The organism is Nocardia alba NBRC 108234, from assembly GCF_001612665.1.
In the GTDB taxonomy this organism is placed as follows: domain Bacteria; phylum Actinomycetota; class Actinomycetes; order Mycobacteriales; family Mycobacteriaceae; genus Nocardia; species Nocardia alba.
In genome coordinates this window covers 71200-89891 of record NZ_BDAX01000012.1, presented here as the reverse complement: position 1 = coordinate 89891, position 18692 = coordinate 71200, and the positions used below count along the sequence as shown (strand labels likewise).

Here is an 18692-nt window from a genome sequence, read left to right as displayed (position 1 = left end):
TGGCTTGCTCCTTCGTCGCCTACGCCACGGCACCTGATCGACGGGACGGGCGCGACCGCCGACTGCGTCGGCGATCCCTCCTCGGGGTCGGGATGTGGGGGTTGGGTTTGTGTGGGTGGGTGTTGTTGGGGTGCGGGGGTATCTTTTCGGCCAAGTCGCGGCGGGTGATTTGGTGAATCGGGGGTGGTCCAGGATGATCCGTGTAGCTCTGTATCGGTTGTTAGTCGCTTCACCTGATCTCGTGAGTACGTGGGTAACTCGCCGGGCACGCCCATGAGCTGACTTTCTCCTGACCGTAAGCCCGGCATCTCGCTGCGACCGCCGAACGTTCGGCAGAAGTCGCGGGGAGGTGGACAGAGAGGTAGCGGACTCGATGAGCAAGCACTTTTTCGGTTGGGCGGCCAAGATCGCGGCGGTTGTCGCAGTCGGTATCGGCACCGTGGCACCGGCGATGGCCGAACCGCTTTTCCCCGGTGGCCCTGATATTCCCGGTGTTCCCGCTATCGTGCCGACCGCGTCGCCGTGCCCGGTGGTGGAGGCGAAGGCCTGCTTGCGGCTGTCGACGAACGAGGCGTGGCTGGTCGACAACGGCCGCGTCATCTTCGGGCCGACGCCCATTTCGCACGGTATGAACGGTTACGAAACGCCGCCGGCGGTGACCAAGATTTCCTTCAAACGGGAATTCCACTGGAGCACCATGCACAACGCGCCGATGCGCTGGGCGACATTCTTCAACGGCGACATGGCATTTCACGTCGGCCCGGTCGATTCCAAGTCACACGGTTGTGTGCGAATGACCGAAGACGGCGCCCACCGCTTCTTCGACTACCTGAAGCCCGGCGACATCACCCAGGTCATCCAGTAAGCGCCGCTGGTTGATCTTCCCGCCGGATCCGAACGTGGACCGGCGACCGGCAATTCTCACCGGGTGGGTTTACCGCTACCCGGTGAGTTGCCCATGTGCTTGCGGTAGTTGGTTGTCGAGGCTATACAGCAGGTGTGCGACGTCGGTGGGTGATCTCGGGGGTTACCGCCGTCGTGGTGGTTCTCGCGGTGTGCTCCGGGCTCTATGTGGTGATGAATTCGCGGAGCTATCAGGTGGCGGGGCGGCTGGTCGATCGGGTTGAGACCGAGGAGAAGGTTGTCGCGTTGACCTTCGACGACGGCCCCACCGCGCGGACGCCGGACGTGTTGCGGGCGTTGGGGGAAGCGGGGGTTCGCGCGACCTTCTATCTGGTCGGTGCTGATCTGGCCGCGCGTCCCGAATACGGTGCGGCGATCGTGGGTGCCGGTCACGAGCTCGGGAATCATTCCTATTCGCATCGGCGCATGGTGCTGATTTCGCGCGACACCGTGCGCGCGGAGATCGAACGGACCGACGCCGAGATCCGTCGCGCCGGGTATCCGGGGCCGATCACCTTCCGTCCGCCGTACGGCAAGAAACTGTGGGCGTTGCCGCACTACCTCGCGGACCACGATCGCACCACGGTGACCTGGGATGTGGAGCCCGACTCCGCGGGCGGGGCGGCACGTGCGGCCATTGTCGACGACACGCTCGCCGAGGTCCGACCCGGCTCGATCATCTTGCTCCACGTCATGCACGGCGCCGAGTCCCTTGCCGCGGTGCCCGAGATCATCCACGGGTTGCGCGCGCGGGGCTACCGATTCGTCACCGTCTCGGAGCTGCTCGCGCCGGGTTAGTCCCGGCCGACGCCGCCCGCGCGGTGGTAGCTGTGCTGTGCCGCGCGGACGACATCCATCTTGGATTCCAGGATGAGGATCAGTGACCGCAGCTGGTCGGCCACCTCCGCCCCGAGTTCGGTGAGGGTGTATTCGACGCGGGGTGGAATCGCTTCCAGCACCTCGCGATGGACCATGCCGTCGCGTTCCAGGGTTTGCAGGGTCTGCGACAGCATGCGCTCGCTCACACCGTCGACCCGGCGGCGCAGGGCGCTGAAGCGGACGGGGCCGTCGCGAAGGGCGACCAGGGCCAGCGCGCCCCATCGGCTCGCGATGTTCTGCAGCACGGGGCGGGAATCGCAAGTGCTCGCGAAGACGTCGGCCTCCAGCGTGGGGTCGTGATCCGCGGGGGTCGTCTCGGGCATGTCCCCATCGTACCTACTTGACGCAAGTGCCCACTAAAGGCATAGTGCTTACTAATAGTTAGTGCTATATCAATGGAGGCAGTGATGACCGTGGCAGTGACAGCAGCAGGCGGAAAACTGGGCCGGTTGGTCGTGGAGGCTCTGCTCGACGCGGGGGAGCGGCCGGTCGCGATCGTGCGCGATCCCAGCAGGGTGGCAGACCTCGCCGCACGAGGTGTAGACGTGCGGAAGGCGTCCTATGACGATCCGGCGGCCCTGGATGCCGCCTTGGTCGGGGTGGACCGTGTGCTGCTGATCTCGGGCAACGAATTCGGCAAACGAGTCGCCCAGCACACCAATGTCCTGCGCGCCGCCGAGCGGGCCGGAGTCGAGCTGCTGGCCTACACCAGCATCCCGCGCGCCGACCACAATCCGATGCTGCTGGCCGCCGAACATCGCGGCACCGAGGAGGTGCTGGCGACCGCCACGGTGCCGACGGTGCTGCTGCGCAACGGCTGGTACTGGGAGAACTACGACGGTGCCGCCGCGCACGCGGCGCAGTCCGGCGTCCTGCACGGCGCGATGGCGCGGGGCCGGGTCTCCGGTGCGGCGCGGGCCGACTACGCGCAGGCCGCCGCGCGGGTGCTGACCAGCGCGGGTCACGAGGGCCGCGTCTACGAACTGGGCGGTGACGAGGCGCTGACCGGCGCGGATCTGGCATCCGCGGTCGCCGAGGCGAAGGGCGCCACGGTCCGCTACGAAGACCTCACCCAGGACGATTACGTGGCGGCCTTGCGCGCCGCGGGCCTCGACGACCAGTTCGCCGCCGTGCTCGCCGACGCCGACGCACGCATCGGCGAGGGTCTGCTGGAGGTGACCACCGGTGACCTGACCGAACTCCTCGGTCGTCGGGCCACCTCGGCCGCCACGGTCTTCGCCGCCGCGGGTCGATAGTCGGACCGAGGCGGTGCCCGGTGCCGCGGCGGAAGTGCCCGCCAGGAAACTCGCGGAAGGCGGTAGGTTGGTTTCGTGGCTGATCAACTTCCCCGTCGACGTGCGCATACCTACCTGAGTGGGTTGCTGTTCGCGATGGGCATCCTGCATTTCGTAGCGCCCAAGCCGTTCGACAAGATCGTGCCGCCGCAGCTGCCCGGCGACCCGCGGACCTACACCTACGGGTCCGGGGTCGCCGAGCTGGGCGTGGCGGCCGCGCTGGCGGTGCCGCGCACAAGGCGGCTCGGTGGCTGGCTGGCCGCGGCGCTGTTCGTCGGTGTCTACCCGGCCAATATTCAGATGACCGTGGACGTGGTCGGTAATCCGAAGGCGCCCAAGGTTTTCAAGGCGGGTGTGCTGGCGCGGTTGCCGTTGCAGATCCCGATGATCGTGACCGCGCTGCGGATCGCACGCGGCTGATCACACCCGCAGATCAGAACCTGTCGCGTTCGATCCGCAGTGTCGTGATGGTCGAGGCCAGACCCTCGTACTGGTTGATCAACAGCACGATCTCGATCAGCGTCCGCTCGTCGTAGTGCTCGGCCAGCGCCGCCCAGGCGGCGTCGTCGGCATCGCGGGTGGCCACCAGCTGGTCGACGGCGTCGAGCAGCGCCCGCTGCCGAGGAGTCCAGCCCTCGGCGCCGGGACCCGCGGCGACCCGCTCGATCTCGACCGCCGAGAGCCCCGCCTTCCGGCCGAGTCGGCGATGATGGTCGGCCTCGTAGTCGCAAGCGCGCAGGTGGGCGACGCGCAGGATCACCAGTTCGGCCTCCGCGCGCGGCAATCTGCCACCCGGCATGAGCTTGCCGGAGAAGTGCAGCCAGCCGCGAAAGAGCCCGCCGGTGCGGCCGAGGGTGCTGAACAGATGCGCGTCCTCGGTGCCCGACGCGCGGGAAAGTACTTGCCACACAACCCAGTTCACCGGTCCGAGTTCACCGAACCGTCCCGGCGAAACGCGTGGTAGGGGCGCTGCGTCCATCTCTGGTCCACCTGTCTTCTCGAACATCCTCGGCCAGCATCGCAGCGTACTCGCCGGTATCGGCTCTGGGGGCCACTGCCGTATTCGTGCCGGCTTTCTTTGGTTTCCAGTGGTTTTCGGGACGGTTGGGCGTCATGATCGGTGGGCACCGCAGCGCGCAGCGGCGGGGTGAAGTCGCAGCATTGGTAGGGGAACATCGCACATGCTGGTTCGGATCAGACCGGGTGCCGAGCTCACCGGAGCCGAGCGCGAGCTCGTGGACTGTCTGCACGACCATCCGAGTACGGGGCTCGCACTGGTCGACTGCCGGGTGGGTGACCGGCGGCTCGGCGCGGTGATCGTGACCCCGCGCGGGATCACCGTGCTCGAGGTGAAGGGCTTCCGGCGCAGGCAGAGCGGGTTGCTCACCGCTGCCGCCGACGGCACCTGGATGATCAGCGACAGTCCGCTGGACCTGGCGGACGACGCGTCGAACGGTCTCACCGACCGGGTCGAACACGGGGTGCACGCGGTGCGGGTGGCGCTCGAGCAGGCGTTGCAGGACAGCCGACATGTGTCCGGCGCGGTGGTGCTCGTGCCCTATCGGGGCGTGGTGGTGCGGCCGGCCCGCACCCTGCTGCGGCCGGGTCTGGACGTGCTGGTCGCGAACAGCGTCGATACCCACGAGCTGCGGGTGTACCTCGAGGGTTTCTCGGCCGGGCCCCGCGAATGGACGGTCGACCGGGTGCTCACCACGTGCACGGCGCTCGGTGCGGTCGAGGTGCCCTCGCGCGCCGAACTGGCGGAGGAGGGCTTCGCCACCCATCGGCCCGCGCCTGCTCAGGTGGCGCCGCGGGTGCGGACGGTGCGCGAGCCCGCCCCGCGCCCCGAACCGTCGCGCCAGGGCAAGTTCGTCGGCATCGCCCTGTTCGCGGCCGCGCTGCTGGGCATCTTCGTCGTCTTCGTGGTGGTCGGCGTGGCGGTGATCCAGGACTCGCCCCATCCGCGCCCGATGTCGGATACCTCGCAGACCTCGACCACCCGGGCGCCCGTCTCGACGACGCCGCGCAAGAGCGAGTGCTTCCCGTTCCAGAAGGAATGCTGATCAATCCCGCACGGCACGACCGAGTTTGGTGAAGGCGATGGCCTGCTCGGCCCGCACCCGAACGTGGGCCCGGGAGGAAGCGATGTGGGCGGTGAGGGTGTGCAGGGCCCGTTCGTCGTCACCGGCGAGCACCTGTTCGGCGATGGTGATGTGATCGGCCGTCATGGCCGCGACCCGCTCGGCAGTGGGCACATCCATGGTGCGCACCGGGCGAACCCGCAGGTAGACGGCGGCCAGCGCGTCGGCGAGGGCGGAATTGCCCGCCGCCCTGAGTAATTCGGTGTGGAAGCGCTCGTCGGCGGCGACCAGGTCGGGTCCGGGTTCGGGTGGGGTGTCACGGTATTCGAGCCAGCGTGCCAGCTCGGCGCGCACGGTGGGCCGGTCGTGCTCGGTCGGGATACGTACCTGGACGGAACCACCGGCGGCGATGCGCTGGAAACCGCGTGACTCCAGCACGATTCGCAGTTCGTAGAGTTCGTCGAGCTCGTCGAGACGTGGCCGGTACAGGTAGAGACCGTCGGGATGACGCTGCACGAGCCCGTCGGCCTCGAGGCGGGCCAGCGCCTCGCGCACCGGGGTGCGCGAGACGCCGTAGCGCTGAGCCAGCCGTTCGGCGCGCAGCCGTTCGGTCGGCGCCAGTTCCCCGGTGGCGAGGTCGTGGCGGAGTTCGTCGTAGACGCGCGCGGCCAGCGGCACCCGTCGTCCTGCGGGATGTGTGTCCTCGCCCGTTCCCCTTCCGGCCATGTGCGCCGCTGCGATCAGATCGCCATCGCCGCGCGGACCGCGGATTCCGCGCCTGCCCCGCCCGCCCCGGTGGAGCCGAGATGCCCCGAGTGCAGTACGTAGTACTGCTGTGCGGCCTGCAGGGCGAAGCCGATGTGCTGCTCGACCAGCAGCACGCTCAAACCGCCGCGTCGGGTCAATTCGATGATGGTGCGTTCGATCTCGGCGACCACCGAGGGCTGGATGCCCTCGGTCGGCTCGTCGAGGATGAGCAGCTTCGGCTCGGTGATCAGTGCCCGCGCGATGGCAAGTTGCTGACGTTGCCCGCCCGAGAGCAGGCCCGCCTTGCGGGTGAGCAGGTCCTTCAGCGCGGGGAACAGGTCGAGGGATTCGTCGATCAGCGCCTTCCCGCGTTTGCGCCCGTCCGCGACCACCTGGAGGTTCTCGGCGGTGGTCAGCTGCCCGAAGCTCTGCTGGCCCTGCGGTACATAGCCGATTCCGCGTTTGACCCGCTGCGAGGGGGAGAGTTTGGTGATCTTCTCGCCGTCGAAGGTGATCGTGCCCGATTTGGTGGGCAGCAGGCCCACCGCGGCGCGCAGCAGCGTGGTCTTGCCCGCGCCGTTGTGGCCCATGATCGCGACGACGCTGTCGTCGGGCACGGTCAGGCTGATGCCGTGGATCACCTCGGTGCGCCCGTATCCGGAATGGATGTCGTGTAGCTCAAGCATCGGCCGACTCTCTCTTTGTCGCAGGGTCTGTCGCGGCGAGATTCGCGGTGCCGAGATAGACCTCCTGCACCTTCGGATCGGCCTGCACCTGTTCGACGCTGCCCTCGCTGAGCACTTTGCCGCCCGCGAGCACGGTGACCGAGGTGGCGAAGGAGCGCATGAAGTCCATGTCGTGCTCGACGACGACGACCACTCGGTCACTGCCGATGCGGCGCAACAGGTTTCCGGTCTCCTCGCGCTCCTCGGCGCTCATGCCCGCGACGGGCTCGTCGAGCAGCAGCACCGACGCGTTCTGCACCAGCAGCATGCCGATCTCGAGCCACTGCTTCTGCCCGTGCGCGAGTACCCCGGCGGGCTTGTCGCGCAGTGCGGTGAGACCTGTTGTCTCCAAGGCCTCTTCGATGCTCGGCAGGACCGATTTGCGGGTGCGCAGCAGCGACCACGCCGAACGCCCCGCGCCCGCGGCGATATCGAGGTTCTGCAGCACGGTCAGCTGTTCGAAGACGCTGGCCGTCTGGAACGTGCGACCGATGCCGAGGCGCGCGATCTGGTGGACCTTCTTGCCGAGCAGTTCGGTGCCCGCCTTCTGCGCCGATCCGGTGGCCGGAACCAGGCCGGTGATGGCGTCGATCAGCGTGGTCTTGCCCGCGCCGTTCGGGCCGATCAGGAACCGCAGGTCGCCCTGCAGCACCGTGAGATCGACGTCGGTGACCGCCTTGAATCCGTCGAAACTCACCGAGAGACCGCGGATTTCGAGGTAGTCGCTGTCCATACCGGCGTTGCCGCCGGCTTTGGGCTCGGGTGTCATCGCGCGTTCACCTTCTCCTCGATCACGACGGCGGGTTCCTCCGGTGCGGGCGGCAGCTTCTTGCGACTGTCCAGCCAGCCCTTGAACATCGGCCACAATCCGGCCAGCCCGGCGGGGATGAACCCGACGACCACGATGAACAGCACACCCTGCATGTAGGTCCAGCCCGACGGGAACGACTCCGACAGCGAGGTCTGCGCCCAGGCGACGCCGATCGCGCCGAGGACCGGCCCGAGCAGCGTGGTGCGGCCGCCGATGGCGACACCGATGAGGAAGGCGATCGACGGGATGACGCCGATGTCGGCGGGGGAGATGATGCCGACGATCGGAGTGAACAGCGCACCGGCGATACCGGCGAGGAACGCCGCCACCACATAGGCGACGATCTTGATGTTGGCCGGGTCGTAGCCGAGGAAGCGCACGCGTTCCTCGGCGTCGCGCACCGCCACCAGCAGCTCGCCGTAGCGGCTGCGGTTGAGCTGGCGGATCAGCGCGACCACCACCAGCAGCGTGCCCGACGCGATGAAGAACAGCATCTGCCGGTTGGCCGGGTCCGAGAGCCGGAATCCGAAGAAGGAGCGGAAATCCGACAGGCCGGTGAAGCCGCCGATGGCCTGCTGACCGGTGAGCAGGATCGCCAGCGCGGCGGCCAGCGCCTGACTCAGGATGGCGAAGTAGGCGCCGCGCACCCGACGCTTGAACACGCCGTACCCGAGCACGGCGGCGACCAGCGCGGGCAGCACCAGAATGCCGAGGATGGCGACCGGCGCGGAACTGAACGGTTGCCAGAAACCGGGGAGTTCGCTGATGCCGGAGATCTCCATGAACTCCGGAACGTCATTGCCGAGGCGCGCGGCGTCGGCGAGTTGCATGTGCATGGCCATGACGTAGGCGCCGATGCCGAAGAACACGCCCTGGCCGAGGGTGAGCATTCCGCCTCGGCCCCAGGCCAATCCGATACCGGCCGCCACGATGGCGAAGCAGAGGAACTTGGCGAGCAGGTTGAGGCGGAAATCGCTCAGAACCGCCGGTGCGACGGCGAACAGCAGGATCGCGGCGATACCGAAACCGGCGATCGGAGTCAGTCGCGGGTATTCGCGGAGACGTTCGGTGAGTGCGGTCATGGCTGCGTCCTTTCTGGCATGACCGGGCGGCCTGCGTGGTTACACTGCGCTGCCGCCTGCGGCCGCTGACCGTTCATGCCAGGCTCCTCGTCCGCACGGTGAACAGGCCCTGCGGGCGGACCTGCAGGAAGATGACGATCAGCACGAACACGATCACCTTCGCGATGGACGCGGTGGTGGAGTATTCGATGAACGAGTTGAGCAGGCCGAGCGCGAATGCCGCGATCACCGTGCCCTTGATCTGGCCGAGGCCGCCGATCACGACCACCAGGAACGCGTCGATCAGATAGCTCTGGCCGATGGTGGGGCTGGTCGAACCGATCAGGGTGAGTGCCACACCGGCGACGCCGGCGAGCCCGGAGCCGATGAAGAACGTGCTGACATCGGTGAATCTGCTCGATATCCCGCTGGTTTCGGCGAGCCCGCGGTTCTGGACGACGGCGCGAATCCGGCGGCCCATGGGGGTGGTCTTGAGCACGGCCGCCAGTGCGGTCACCGCGACGATCGCGAGCACGAGGATGAAGATGCGGGTCTTGGGCACGACCGCGCCCGCGATGGTGATACCGCCACTGAGCCATTCGGGCACCAGCACGTTCTTGGCGGGCGCGCCGAAGATGTCGCGCGCGGCCTGCTGGAGCACGAGTCCGACACCGAAGGTGACGAGCAGGGTGTCCAGCGGTCGGTCGTACATGTAGCGGATCAGCCCCATCTCCAGGGCGGCACCGAGCAGCCCACCGACGAGAAAGCCCACCAGCAGGGACACGACCAGCGAAACTCCGGCCGACGAGAAGATCTGCTGCACTACATAAGTGGTGTAGCAGCCGGCCATGATGAATTCGCCGTGGGCCATGTTGATGACGCCCATCTGACCGAAGGTCAGGGAAAGGCCGAGTGCGGCGAGCAGAAGAATGGATCCCAGACTCAGCCCGGTGAAGAGCTGACTGATCAGCACGTCCATTGCAGTGGACTCCTTGAAAAGACGAGCGATGGGGCGGTGTGGGACGCGCGCATCGCGCGTCCCACACCTGTCGGGCTGGTTACTTGAGGCCCTTGGCCCACTCGTAGGACTTCAGGTACGGGTCGGGGGTGATGGCCTTGCCGGAATCCCAGACGGTGTAGATCAGGCCGTCGGGGCGGATCTCGCCGATGCGGGCGGTCTTGGTGATGTGGTGGTTGGAGCCGTCGATGGTGACGGTGCCTTCCGGGGCGTCGAAGCTCACGCCGTCGGCCGCGGCCTGAATGTCGGCCACCGCGAACGACTTCGCCTTCTCGACGGTGTTCTTCCACAGGTAGACCGAGGCGTAGGCGGCTTCCATCGGGTCCGAGGTGGGCTTGTCGGCGCCGAAGGCGGCCTTGTAGTCGGCGACGAACTTCTTGTTCGCCGGGGAGTCGACGGTCTGGTAGTAGTTCCAGGCGGTCAGCTGGCCCGCGATGTTCTGCGCGCCGATGCCCGCGACCTCTTCCTCGGCGATCGACACCGAGACCACCGGCATCTCAGCGGCTTTCAGGCCGGCGTTGGTGTACTCGCGGAAGAAGGCGACGTTGGAGTCGCCGTTGAGGGTGTTGAACACCGCGCCCGCCTTGGCGGCGCGCACCTTGTTGACGATGGTGGAGAAGTCGGTGGAGCCCAGCGGGGTGTAGTCCTCGCCCTTGATCTCGATGCCGTTGGCCGCGGCGTAGGCCTTGATCTCGCGGTTGGCGGTCTGCGGGAAGACGTAGTCGGAGCCGACCAGGTAGAGGGACTTGATGCCCTTCTGCTTCAGGTAGTCCAGCGCGGGGATGATCTGCTGATTGGTGGTGGCGCCGGTGTAGAAGATGTTCTTGGAGTCTTCCAGGCCCTCGTACTGCACGGGGTAGTAGAGCAGCGAGTTCAGGCTCTCGAACTTGGGCTTCATGGCCTTGCGGCTCGAGGAGGTCCAGCCGCCGAATACCGAAGCGACACAGTCGGAGCTGATCAGCTTCTCGGCCTTCTCGGCGAAGGTCTTGGGGTCGGAAGCGCCGTCCTCGAGGACGATCTCGATCTTCTTACCCAGCACACCGCCCGCCGCGTTGATCTGGTCGATCGCCAGCTTGGTCGAATTGGCCACGGTCACTTCGGAAATGGCCATGGTGCCCGACAGCGAGTGCAGCGAGCCCACCTTGATGGTGTCCTTGCTGGTGTCGACGCAGGAGGCGGCGGTCGAGCCGGTCGACGCGTCGTCGCGAGCACCACAGCCGGTGAGCAGCAGGCCGGCGACGGCCACCGCGGCAGGCACGGCGAGTGCCTTGACCAAACGGGATTCAGACATGGGGCGGTTCTCCTCATCAGGTGTAACGGCGGCGCCACGCGCGCCACAACGAACACCACCGCTGCCTGGGCGTACACCGAGTTGTATACAGCGGCTGTATTCGTGATTCGAGACAGTAGATGGAACTTGTTGCCCCCGAATGACTCCCGATCACGTGCCCGTTTCGTCTGTTTCGTCCGTGTGAATTGTTCGCCCCGAGACGGCCGAAGGGCCGGCTCACCTACGGTTGCGTAGGGGTGCGCGGGTGCGGCACGCTCGATTTGTACGACGTCGAACAGCCGAGTCACGCGGCAATCGGGCCGTGTGCGGTCAGTCGAGGAGGGCCCAGTGGGGCACTACAAGGCGAACGTGCGTGACATCGAGTTCAATCTGTTCGAGGTGCTGAACCTCGACAAACTCCTGGATACCGGCGCCTACGGCGACCTGGACTCCGATACGGTGCGCCGACTCCTCGACGAGGTGAAACACCTGGCCGAGGGGCCGATCGCGGAATCGTTCGCCGAGGCCGACCGCAACCCGGTGGCCTTCCACCCCGATACCTTCGCCGTCACGGTGCCCGATCCGCTGCGCAAGACGGTGGACGTGGTGCACGAGGCCGGCTGGTACCGCCTGGGCATGCCTGCGGGAATGGACGGCACCGCCGCCCCGAACGCGCTGATGTGGGCGATCAGCGAGCTCATCATCTGCGCCAACCCGGCGGCCAGCTTCTTCAACATGGGCCCGCTGATGGGCTCGGTGCTCTACGAACTCGGCAACGACGAACAGAAGCGTTGGGCGCGTGGCGGGTTCGAGCGTGGGTGGCAGGCCACGATGGTGCTCACCGAGCCGGACGCCGGATCCGATGTCGGCGCCGGTCGCACCAGGGCCGTACCGCAGCCCGACGGGTCATGGCATATCGACGGGGTGAAACGGTTCATCTCCGGCGGTGACGTGGGCGATACGGCGGAGAACATGTTCCACCTGGTGCTCGCCCGGCCGGAGGGCGCCGGTCCCGGCACCAAGGGGCTTTCGCTGTTCTACGTGCCGAAATTCCTCTTCGATCCCGAGACGCTGGAACCGGGCGAGCGCAACGGTGTGTATGTGACCGGGCTGGAGCACAAGATGGGGCTCAAGTCCTCGCCCACCTGCGAGCTGACCTTCGGCGCCACGGCGGTGCCCGCCAAGGGCTGGCTGGTCGGCGATGTGCACAACGGCATCGCCCAGATGTTCAAGGTGATCGAGAACGCCCGGATGACGGTGGGTGTGAAATCGTCCGGGACGCTGTCGACCGGGTATCTGAACGCGCTCGAGTACGCCAAGACGCGGGTGCAGGGCGCGGATCTGACGCGGCTCGCCGACAAGGCGGCGCCACGGGTCACCATCACCCACCATCCCGATGTCCGCCGGTCGCTGGCCATGCAGAAGGCCTATGCGGAGGGTCTGCGGGCGGTATATATGTACACCGCCGCGCATCAGAACGCGGATGTGGCGCAGCTGGTATCCGGGGCCGATCCGGAGACCGCGCACCGGGTGGACGATCTGCTGCTGCCGATCGTCAAGGGCGTCGGATCCGAGCGCGCGTATCAGCTGCTCACCGAGTCGCTGCAGGTTTTCGGCGGCTCCGGCTACCTGCAGGACTATCCGATCGAGCAGTACATTCGCGACGCCAAGATCGACTCGCTCTACGAGGGCACCACGGCGATCCAGGCCCAGGACTTCTTCTTCCGCAAGATCATTCGCGATCGCGGTGTCGCCTTGAACCACGTGAACGCGCAGATCAGCGCCTACCTGGACAACGACACCGGCCGCTTCGCCACCGAGCGCGCCCTGCTGCGCACTGCCCAAGCCGACGTGGCGGCCATGGCCGCCACCCTCACCGGCTTCGCCATGGCGGGCCGCACCGAGCCCACCGAGCTCTACAACGTCGGCCTCGGCTCGGTCCGCTTCCTGATGTCGGTCGGTGACCTTCTCATCGCCTGGCGCCTACTGGTCCAGGCCGACATCGCCGCCGCCGCTCTCGCCTCCGACGCCGACCCCCGGGATCGGCACTTCTACCAGGGCAAAGTCGCCGCGGCGAGCTTCTTCGCCAAGAACGTTCTCCCCGAACTCACGGCCTCGAGGAACATCCTCGCCGCCATCGACAACGACATCATGTCGGTCCCCGAAGCGGCCTTCTGAACGGTCGGCGCTATTTGATGAGGTAGGGCGAGACCGAGCTGCGGTGTTCGCTGATGTCGAGGGCCTTGCCCAGTGGAGGAAAGGCGCGCTGGGGGCAGTTGGAGCGGACGCAGACTCGGCAGCCCGCGCCGATGGGGGTGGCGTTGGCTTCGCCGAGGTCGATGCCGTCGGCGTAGATGACGCGGCTCGCGTGGCGTAGTTCGCAGCCCAGGCCGATGGCGAAGGTCTTGCCGGGTTGGCCGTAGCGGATGGCGCGGCGTTCCACGGTGCGCGCGATCCACAGGTATTTGCGGCCGTCGGGCATCTGGGCGATCTGGGTCATGATCTTGCCGGGGTAGGCGAAGGTCTCGTAGACATTCCAGAGCGGACAGGTACCGCCGCTGGCGGAGAAGTGGAAACCGGTGGCGGACTGGCGTTTCGACATATTGCCCGCGCGGTCGACCCGCACGAAGGACAGCGGCACGCCGCGCAGGGTCGGCCGTTGCAATGTCGACAGGCGGTGGCAGATGGTTTCGAAACTCTGCGAGAAGTGGGCGGACAGGCGCTCGATGTCGTAGCGGAAGTTCTCGGCCACTTCGTGAAAGTGTGTGTAGGGCAGGACCATCGCCGCCGCGAAGTAGTTGGCGAGGCCGAGCATCGCGAGTTTGTGCGAGGCGTCGGAGGCGAAATTACCCTCGTCGACCAGCTTTTCGAGGAGCGGGCCGCATTCGAGGTAGGCGAGTTCGGCGGCGAGTTTGAAGGTGCGCTGTCCGCCGGACAGGTGCGGGGAGATCTCGAGCTGTTTGGTCTCGGGGTCGAAATGGTGCAGCACGCCCTCGCCGAGGTCGATGCGCTCGCTGATCCGCACCCCGTGCGCACGCAGCAGCCGCACGATCTCGGTACTCACCTCGCCGCCGTGAAAACGGATGCGCGCGGTGAGAGCCTCCGCGGCGCTGTCCAATTCGTGGATGTAGTTCTGGCGCTGATAGAAGTAGTCGCGCACTTCCTCGTGCGGCTTGCTGATCGCGGCGCTGCCCGCGCCGTCGGCGAAGCGATCCTCGGTGGCGGCGGCCAGCTGCGCGCTGGTGTTGCGGTAGCGGTTGTGCATGGCCACCAGGGCGCGCGCCATCGACGGATGCGCGGAGACCATATCGGCGATCTGCTGGGTGTCGGCCTCGATGCCGAGCTCGGCGTCCATCACCACTTCGGACAGCTCGGCGATGAGCCGGGTGTCGTCCTGGGCGGAGAAGAAGGTGGGGTCGACACCGAAGACCTCGTTGATGCGCGTGAGTACCGGCACGGTGAGCGGTCGCACGTCGTGTTCGATCTGGTTCAGATAGCTGGCCGAGATCTCCAGTTTCTGCGCGAGCGCGACCTGGCTGAGCCCACGTTCGGTACGCAGCTGGCGCAGCCGCGCACCGACATAGGTCTTGGCCATATGTCCAGTTTAAGGGTGGTTTCGCAGGCTTGCCAACGGATTCTTAACAACGGGGCTCGAGCTCTGTGTCACACCGGCGCGCTACTGTCGGGAGGTGCTGTTCAGCGATGTCGTCACGGCGTCCGCGGCCGTGCGGGCGACCCGGTCGCGCAAGGCGAAAACCGCCGCGCTGGCCGAGCTCTTCGGCGCCGCGGGCCCGTCCGAGATCGGGACCGTGGTGGCGTGGTTGTCCGGCGAACTGGTGCAGGGCCGGATCGGGGCCGGTTGGCGCACCGTGGCCGGGCTCCAGACGCCGCCGAGTACTGTCGCGAGCCTCACCGTCGGCGCGGTGGACGAGATATTCTCCCAGCTCACCGGGCTGAACGGCAAAGGCTCGACCCTTCGTCGCCGCGACTTGCTCACCGCGCTCTTCACCGCGGCGACCGAGGCGGAACAGTCCTTCCTGGTCCGCCTGCTCACCGGCGAACTCCGGCAGGGCGCGCTCACCGCCCTCGTCATCGAGGCGCTCGCGCAGTCCACCGGCATTCCCGTCGAGGTCGTACGCCGAGCCCACATGCTCTCGGGGCGTCTGCCCGACACCGCGATCGCCGCGCTCACCGGTGGCGAGTCCGCGCTGTCGGCGTTCCGACTCGAAGTAGGACGCCCGGTGGCGCCGATGCTCGCCGCGCCCGGCGGTTCGCTGGACGAGGCCCTCGCCGAACTCGGCCCGCAGATCAGCGTCGAACACAAGCTGGACGGCGCCCGCATCCAGATACACCGCGACGGCGACCAGGTCTGGGTGTTCACCAGAACCCTGCGCGACATCACCGCGGGTGTCCCCGAACTCGTCGACCTGGTCAAGACTCTCGACTGCGACACCGTGGTCCTGGACGGTGAAACCCTCGCCCTGACCGACGCGGGCCGCCCACGCCCGTTCCAGGAAACGATGAGCAGATTCGCCACCACCGGCGATCCGCGCCGATTACACCCGTACTTCTTCGACTGCCTGCATCTCGACGGCACCGATCTCATCGACGACCCACTGCGGGTCCGCCGTACCGCGTTGGAACAGGTCGCGGGCGAACACAGCATCCCGGCGCTGATCGCACCCACCCCGGAGGCCGCCGCCGACTGCTTCGACGACGCACTCGCCGTCGGCAACGAGGGTGTGATGGTCAAGGCACTCGATGCCCCCTACGCGGCGGGTCGCCGCGGCAAGTCATGGCAGAAGATCAAACCCACGCACACCCTCGACCTCGTGGTGATCGGCGCCGAATGGGGCTATGGCCGGCGCACCGGTTTCCTGTCCAATCTGCATCTGGCAGCCCGTGATCCGGAGACCGGTGAACCGGTGATGGTCGGCAAGACCTTCAAGGGCCTCACCGACGAACTGCTGCGCTGGCAGACCGAGGAATTCCCGCGCCACGAAACCCATCGCGACGGTCAGACCGTGTACCTGCGCTCCGAACTCGTCGTGGAGATCGCGCTCGACGGCGTCCAGACCAGTACCCGATATCCGGGCGGGGTCGCGCTGCGCTTCGCCAGGGTGGTGCGGTACCGGCCCGACAAGGAACCGGATCAGGCCGACACGATCGAGGCGGTGCGCGCGCTCGGCTGAGGTAACCGGCTGGTCATGCGACTTTCCCGCAACAGTTTGGCAATCCGGCCGTAGCATGCGACACACTGGTGCGGTGAGCGCCGAACTAATGATCCTGTTGATCGTCATCGCCACAGCCCTCGCATTCGACTTCACCAACGGATTCCACGACACGGCCAACGCCATGGCGACCTCGATCGCCACCGGAGCGTTGAAGCCGAAAACCGCGGTCGCGCTCTCGGGCGTACTGAACCTGATCGGTGCGTTCCTGTCGGTATCGGTCGCGGCGACGGTGGCCAAGGGGATCGTGCAACTGAACGAGGTGGGCGGGCAGGACCTGCTGGTCATCGTCTTCGCCGGACTGGTCGGCGGCATCCTGTGGAACCTGCTGACCTGGCTGCTCGGCCTGCCGTCGAGCTCCTCGCACGCCCTGTTCGGCGGCCTGATCGGCTCGACGATCGCCGCGCTCGGCTGGAACGGCGTGATCTGGGCGTCGGGGTCGGACGGGGTGCTGATCAAGATCGTGCTGCCCGCTGTGCTCGCGCCGGTGATCGCGGCCGTCGTGGCGGCCATCGCCACGTTCCTGGTGTATCGGATCACAAATGGCGTCGACAAGGACAAGTCCGAAGAGGGGTTCCGCTGGGGTCAGATCGGCTCGGCCTCCCTGGTCTCGCTGGCACACGGCACCAACGACGCGCAGAAGACGATGGGCATCATCTTCCTCGCGCTGGTCGCCTACGGCACGCTGGACACGAACGACCACATGCCGCTGTGGGTGATGGCGTCCTGCGCCGTCGCGATCGCGCTCGGCACCTACCTCGGCGGTTGGCGGATCATCCGGACGCTCGGCAAGGGCCTGGTCGAGATCGAGTCGCCGCAGGGCCTGGCCGCCGAGTCGACCTCGGCGGCGATCATTCTCACCTCCGCGCACTTCGGCCTGCCGCTGTCGACCACGCAGACCGCGACCGGCTCGATCCTCGGCACCGGCATCGGCAAGGGCGCCGAAGTGCGCTGGCGGGTGATGGGCCGGATGGTCGTCGCCTGGACGCTGACCCTGCCGATGGCGGGCATCGTCGGCGCGATCTGCTGGGCGATCGCGAACGTCATCGGCGGACTTCCCGGTGTGCTCGTGGTGTTGGGCCTGCTGATCGCCGGGGCGCTCGCGATCTATCTGCGGTCGCGCCGGGACCCGGTCGACAAGGACAATGTGAACGAATGGCCCGATAGCAAGCCATCCATCTCGGCACCGTCGCCGATCGAAGAGAACCATGCCGGGTAGAGGGGAGCGATCATGCACACCGTGATCACCAATCTGAGTTCACTGTGGGAAGTGGTACTCGCCGCGCTGGTGTTCGGCGCGGGCGTGCCCGCGGTGTTCGCCTTCGCGGTGCGGTGGTGGGCACAGGCAGAGACTATCGACGCCGATGGCCGGGTGCGGCGGAATTATCCGGCGCTGGTGGGTGCGTTGAGCTGTGTGGTGCTCATCGTGGTCGTGGTGATCACCGCGATCCTGTTCACCGCCAAGGCGTTCATCGCCCACCAGTTCGGCATCCACCTGTTCGGCCAATCATGAATGAGGAAGCCATGACCGATCCGAACCTCACTCCCGCGAACCCACCGGTTCGTGGCAACCTGCTCACGCGCGTGCTGGAATGGCTGCGCGCGGGCTATCCGCAGGGCATTCCCCAGTCGGACTACGTCGCGTTGTTCGCGGTGCTGCACCGCCACCTCACCGACTACGAGGTGACGGTGATCGGGCAGCGGCTGACGGAGGCGAATCCGAATCGGGAATCGATCAGCGAGTCCGAAATCGCCGCGGCCATCGACGATTACGCCAAGCAGCAGCCCGCGCCCGCCGATGTCTCACGGGTGGCGTCACATCTGGCCGCCGGTGGCTGGCCGCTGGCCGAACCACTCGACGACGGCGAACCCGCGCCCGAACGGAATTGATCACCGTTTCGACAATTCCGATGCGCCAGCCGAATTCGCGGCCGGTGACAATGGCGAATCGCCCGGCTGTCGGTCGATCGCGCGCTAGCATGCATCCGTGGTTCGGCGTGTAGATGTAACCGATAGTGGTCGTAATTACGGTGGATTGTCGCGCCAGCAGCGAGTCGCGCTACGCCGCAACAGGTTGACCGACGCTGCGCTGGAACTATTCGGTACCCAGGGATATTCGTCGACCTCGATCGAGCGACTGTGTTCCACCGCGAATGTGTCGACCCGCAGTTTCTACGAAGACATCGGTAGCCGCGAGGCATTGCTGATCGCACTTGTCGACCGGTTGAACACGGCCGCGCTGCGTCGCCTCGACGAGGCATTGGAACACACCAGTGAACAGCCGCTGGTGGTGCGAGTGGTGGAGAGTTTCCGCGCGTTCCTCGCGGTGACCTGCCGTGATCGCCGGGCGGCGCGGGTGTTCTATGTCGAGGTCGTCGGGGTGAGCCCGGTGGTGGAGGAATGGCGGCGCGCGCAACGGCGGTCGATTTCGGCACTGCTCACCCGGGAAGCGCAGCGCGCCGCCGAACGTGGCGAAGCCGAATCGCGCAGCCTGCACCTGTTCGGCCTCGCGGTAATCGGCGCCGTGAATTCCCTGGCCCAGGAGATGGTGCACGCCACCGTTCCCGGCGACGCGATCTCGGTCGACGAGATCTGCGAGGAGATCGCGTATTTCATTCGCTCCGGGCTCACGGTACGCACCGCGGTCGCACCGACCAACTAGCCGCCGACC

The 18692-nt window shown here is 66.9% G+C and carries 20 protein-coding genes; 11 read left to right on the top strand and 9 right to left on the bottom strand.

The features are described 5' to 3' along the window. Window positions 1-373: 373 nt before the first annotated feature. Both NA12_RS14445 and NA12_RS14440 read left to right on the top strand, forming a co-directional pair. Window positions 374-865, top strand: coding sequence for a L,D-transpeptidase (locus NA12_RS14445; protein ID WP_067450463.1), 492 nt, complete (start codon window positions 374-376; stop codon window positions 863-865). Window positions 866-999: 134 nt separating this feature from the next. After that, on the top strand, window positions 1000-1701 hold the full coding sequence (locus NA12_RS14440) for a polysaccharide deacetylase family protein (protein ID WP_067450087.1): 702 nt from the start codon (window positions 1000-1002) through the stop codon (window positions 1699-1701). On the opposite strand, the gene NA12_RS14435 is transcribed toward NA12_RS14440, so the two are convergent. Then, a complete protein-coding gene (locus tag NA12_RS14435; protein ID WP_067450083.1) occupies window positions 1698-2105 on the bottom strand; it encodes a winged helix-turn-helix transcriptional regulator in 408 nt (135 codons plus the stop codon). The two genes, NA12_RS14440 and NA12_RS14435, sit on opposite strands and share 4 nt — an antisense overlap. 84 nt (window positions 2106-2189) lie before the next feature. Between NA12_RS14435 and NA12_RS14430 the strand changes: the two genes are divergently transcribed. Further along, window positions 2190-3038 carry an SDR family oxidoreductase gene (locus tag NA12_RS14430; RefSeq protein ID WP_067450080.1) on the top strand — a complete coding sequence of 283 codons (849 nt, stop codon included), beginning with the start codon at window positions 2190-2192 and terminating at the stop codon, window positions 3036-3038. A gap of 75 nt (window positions 3039-3113) precedes the next feature. Further along, window positions 3114-3497 carry a DoxX family protein gene (locus NA12_RS14425; protein WP_067450078.1) on the top strand — a complete coding sequence of 128 codons (384 nt, stop codon included), beginning with the start codon at window positions 3114-3116 and terminating at the stop codon, window positions 3495-3497. A gap of 13 nt (window positions 3498-3510) precedes the next feature. Here the strand turns inward: NA12_RS14425 and NA12_RS14420 are convergent, their stop codons facing one another. After that, a complete protein-coding gene (locus tag NA12_RS14420; protein WP_067450075.1) occupies window positions 3511-4056 on the bottom strand; it encodes a carboxymuconolactone decarboxylase family protein in 546 nt (181 codons plus the stop codon). A gap of 202 nt (window positions 4057-4258) precedes the next feature. Here NA12_RS14420 and NA12_RS14415 point away from each other — a divergent pair, with 202 nt between their 5' ends. Further along, window positions 4259-5140, top strand: coding sequence for a hypothetical protein (locus tag NA12_RS14415; protein ID WP_067450072.1), 882 nt, complete (start codon window positions 4259-4261; stop codon window positions 5138-5140). On the opposite strand, the gene NA12_RS14410 is transcribed toward NA12_RS14415, so the two are convergent. The 6 genes from NA12_RS14410 to urtA form a co-directional block, all read right to left on the bottom strand. Then, the gene (locus NA12_RS14410; RefSeq protein ID WP_084472762.1) at window positions 5141-5884 is read right to left on the bottom strand and encodes a GntR family transcriptional regulator; all 744 of its coding nucleotides are present in this window, start codon (window positions 5882-5884) and stop codon (window positions 5141-5143) included. Window positions 5885-5898: 14 nt separating this feature from the next. Beyond that, the gene (urtE, locus tag NA12_RS14405; protein ID WP_067450065.1) at window positions 5899-6591 is read right to left on the bottom strand and encodes an urea ABC transporter ATP-binding subunit UrtE; all 693 of its coding nucleotides are present in this window, start codon (window positions 6589-6591) and stop codon (window positions 5899-5901) included. Beyond that, entirely contained in the window at window positions 6584-7399 is an 816-nt protein-coding gene (urtD, locus tag NA12_RS14400; RefSeq protein WP_067450062.1) for an urea ABC transporter ATP-binding protein UrtD, read from the bottom strand. The genes urtE and urtD overlap by 8 nt, the downstream gene beginning before the upstream one ends. Then, complete coding sequence (gene urtC, locus NA12_RS14395) at window positions 7396-8523, bottom strand: urea ABC transporter permease subunit UrtC (RefSeq protein WP_067450059.1); 1128 nt, start codon at window positions 8521-8523, stop codon at window positions 7396-7398. Before urtC ends, urtD begins: the two co-directional genes overlap by 4 nt. Window positions 8524-8596: 73 nt before the next feature. Beyond that, a complete protein-coding gene (gene urtB, locus NA12_RS14390) occupies window positions 8597-9481 on the bottom strand; it encodes an urea ABC transporter permease subunit UrtB (protein WP_067450056.1) in 885 nt (294 codons plus the stop codon). A gap of 79 nt (window positions 9482-9560) precedes the next feature. Then, window positions 9561-10811 (bottom strand): urea ABC transporter substrate-binding protein, encoded by a 1251-nt coding sequence (urtA, locus tag NA12_RS14385; RefSeq protein ID WP_062986283.1) that lies wholly within the window; start codon window positions 10809-10811, stop codon window positions 9561-9563. 327 nt (window positions 10812-11138) lie between these two features. Here urtA and NA12_RS14380 point away from each other — a divergent pair, with 327 nt between their 5' ends. Continuing rightward, window positions 11139-12968 (top strand): acyl-CoA dehydrogenase, encoded by a 1830-nt coding sequence (locus tag NA12_RS14380; protein ID WP_067450053.1) that lies wholly within the window; start codon window positions 11139-11141, stop codon window positions 12966-12968. Between the two features lie 10 nt (window positions 12969-12978). Here the strand turns inward: NA12_RS14380 and ramB are convergent, their stop codons facing one another. Continuing rightward, window positions 12979-14385 carry an acetate metabolism transcriptional regulator RamB gene (ramB, locus tag NA12_RS14375; protein ID WP_067450050.1) on the bottom strand — a complete coding sequence of 469 codons (1407 nt, stop codon included), beginning with the start codon at window positions 14383-14385 and terminating at the stop codon, window positions 12979-12981. 94 nt (window positions 14386-14479) lie between these two features. Here ramB and NA12_RS14370 point away from each other — a divergent pair, with 94 nt between their 5' ends. From NA12_RS14370 to NA12_RS14350, 5 genes are all read left to right on the top strand, one after another. Beyond that, complete coding sequence (locus tag NA12_RS14370; RefSeq protein WP_067450047.1) at window positions 14480-15982, top strand: ATP-dependent DNA ligase; 1503 nt, start codon at window positions 14480-14482, stop codon at window positions 15980-15982. A 73-nt stretch (window positions 15983-16055) separates the two neighbouring features. After that, on the top strand, window positions 16056-17240 hold the full coding sequence (locus NA12_RS14365) for an inorganic phosphate transporter (protein WP_067450460.1): 1185 nt from the start codon (window positions 16056-16058) through the stop codon (window positions 17238-17240). Window positions 17241-17252: 12 nt separating this feature from the next. Then, on the top strand, window positions 17253-17534 hold the full coding sequence (locus NA12_RS14360) for a hypothetical protein (protein ID WP_067450045.1): 282 nt from the start codon (window positions 17253-17255) through the stop codon (window positions 17532-17534). Between the two features lie 11 nt (window positions 17535-17545). Beyond that, on the top strand, window positions 17546-17911 hold the full coding sequence (locus NA12_RS14355; RefSeq protein WP_067450457.1) for a DUF3349 domain-containing protein: 366 nt from the start codon (window positions 17546-17548) through the stop codon (window positions 17909-17911). 184 nt (window positions 17912-18095) lie between these two features. Then, window positions 18096-18683 carry a TetR/AcrR family transcriptional regulator gene (locus tag NA12_RS14350; protein WP_132369704.1) on the top strand — a complete coding sequence of 196 codons (588 nt, stop codon included), beginning with the start codon at window positions 18096-18098 and terminating at the stop codon, window positions 18681-18683. The last annotated feature ends 9 nt before the right edge of the window (window positions 18684-18692 follow it).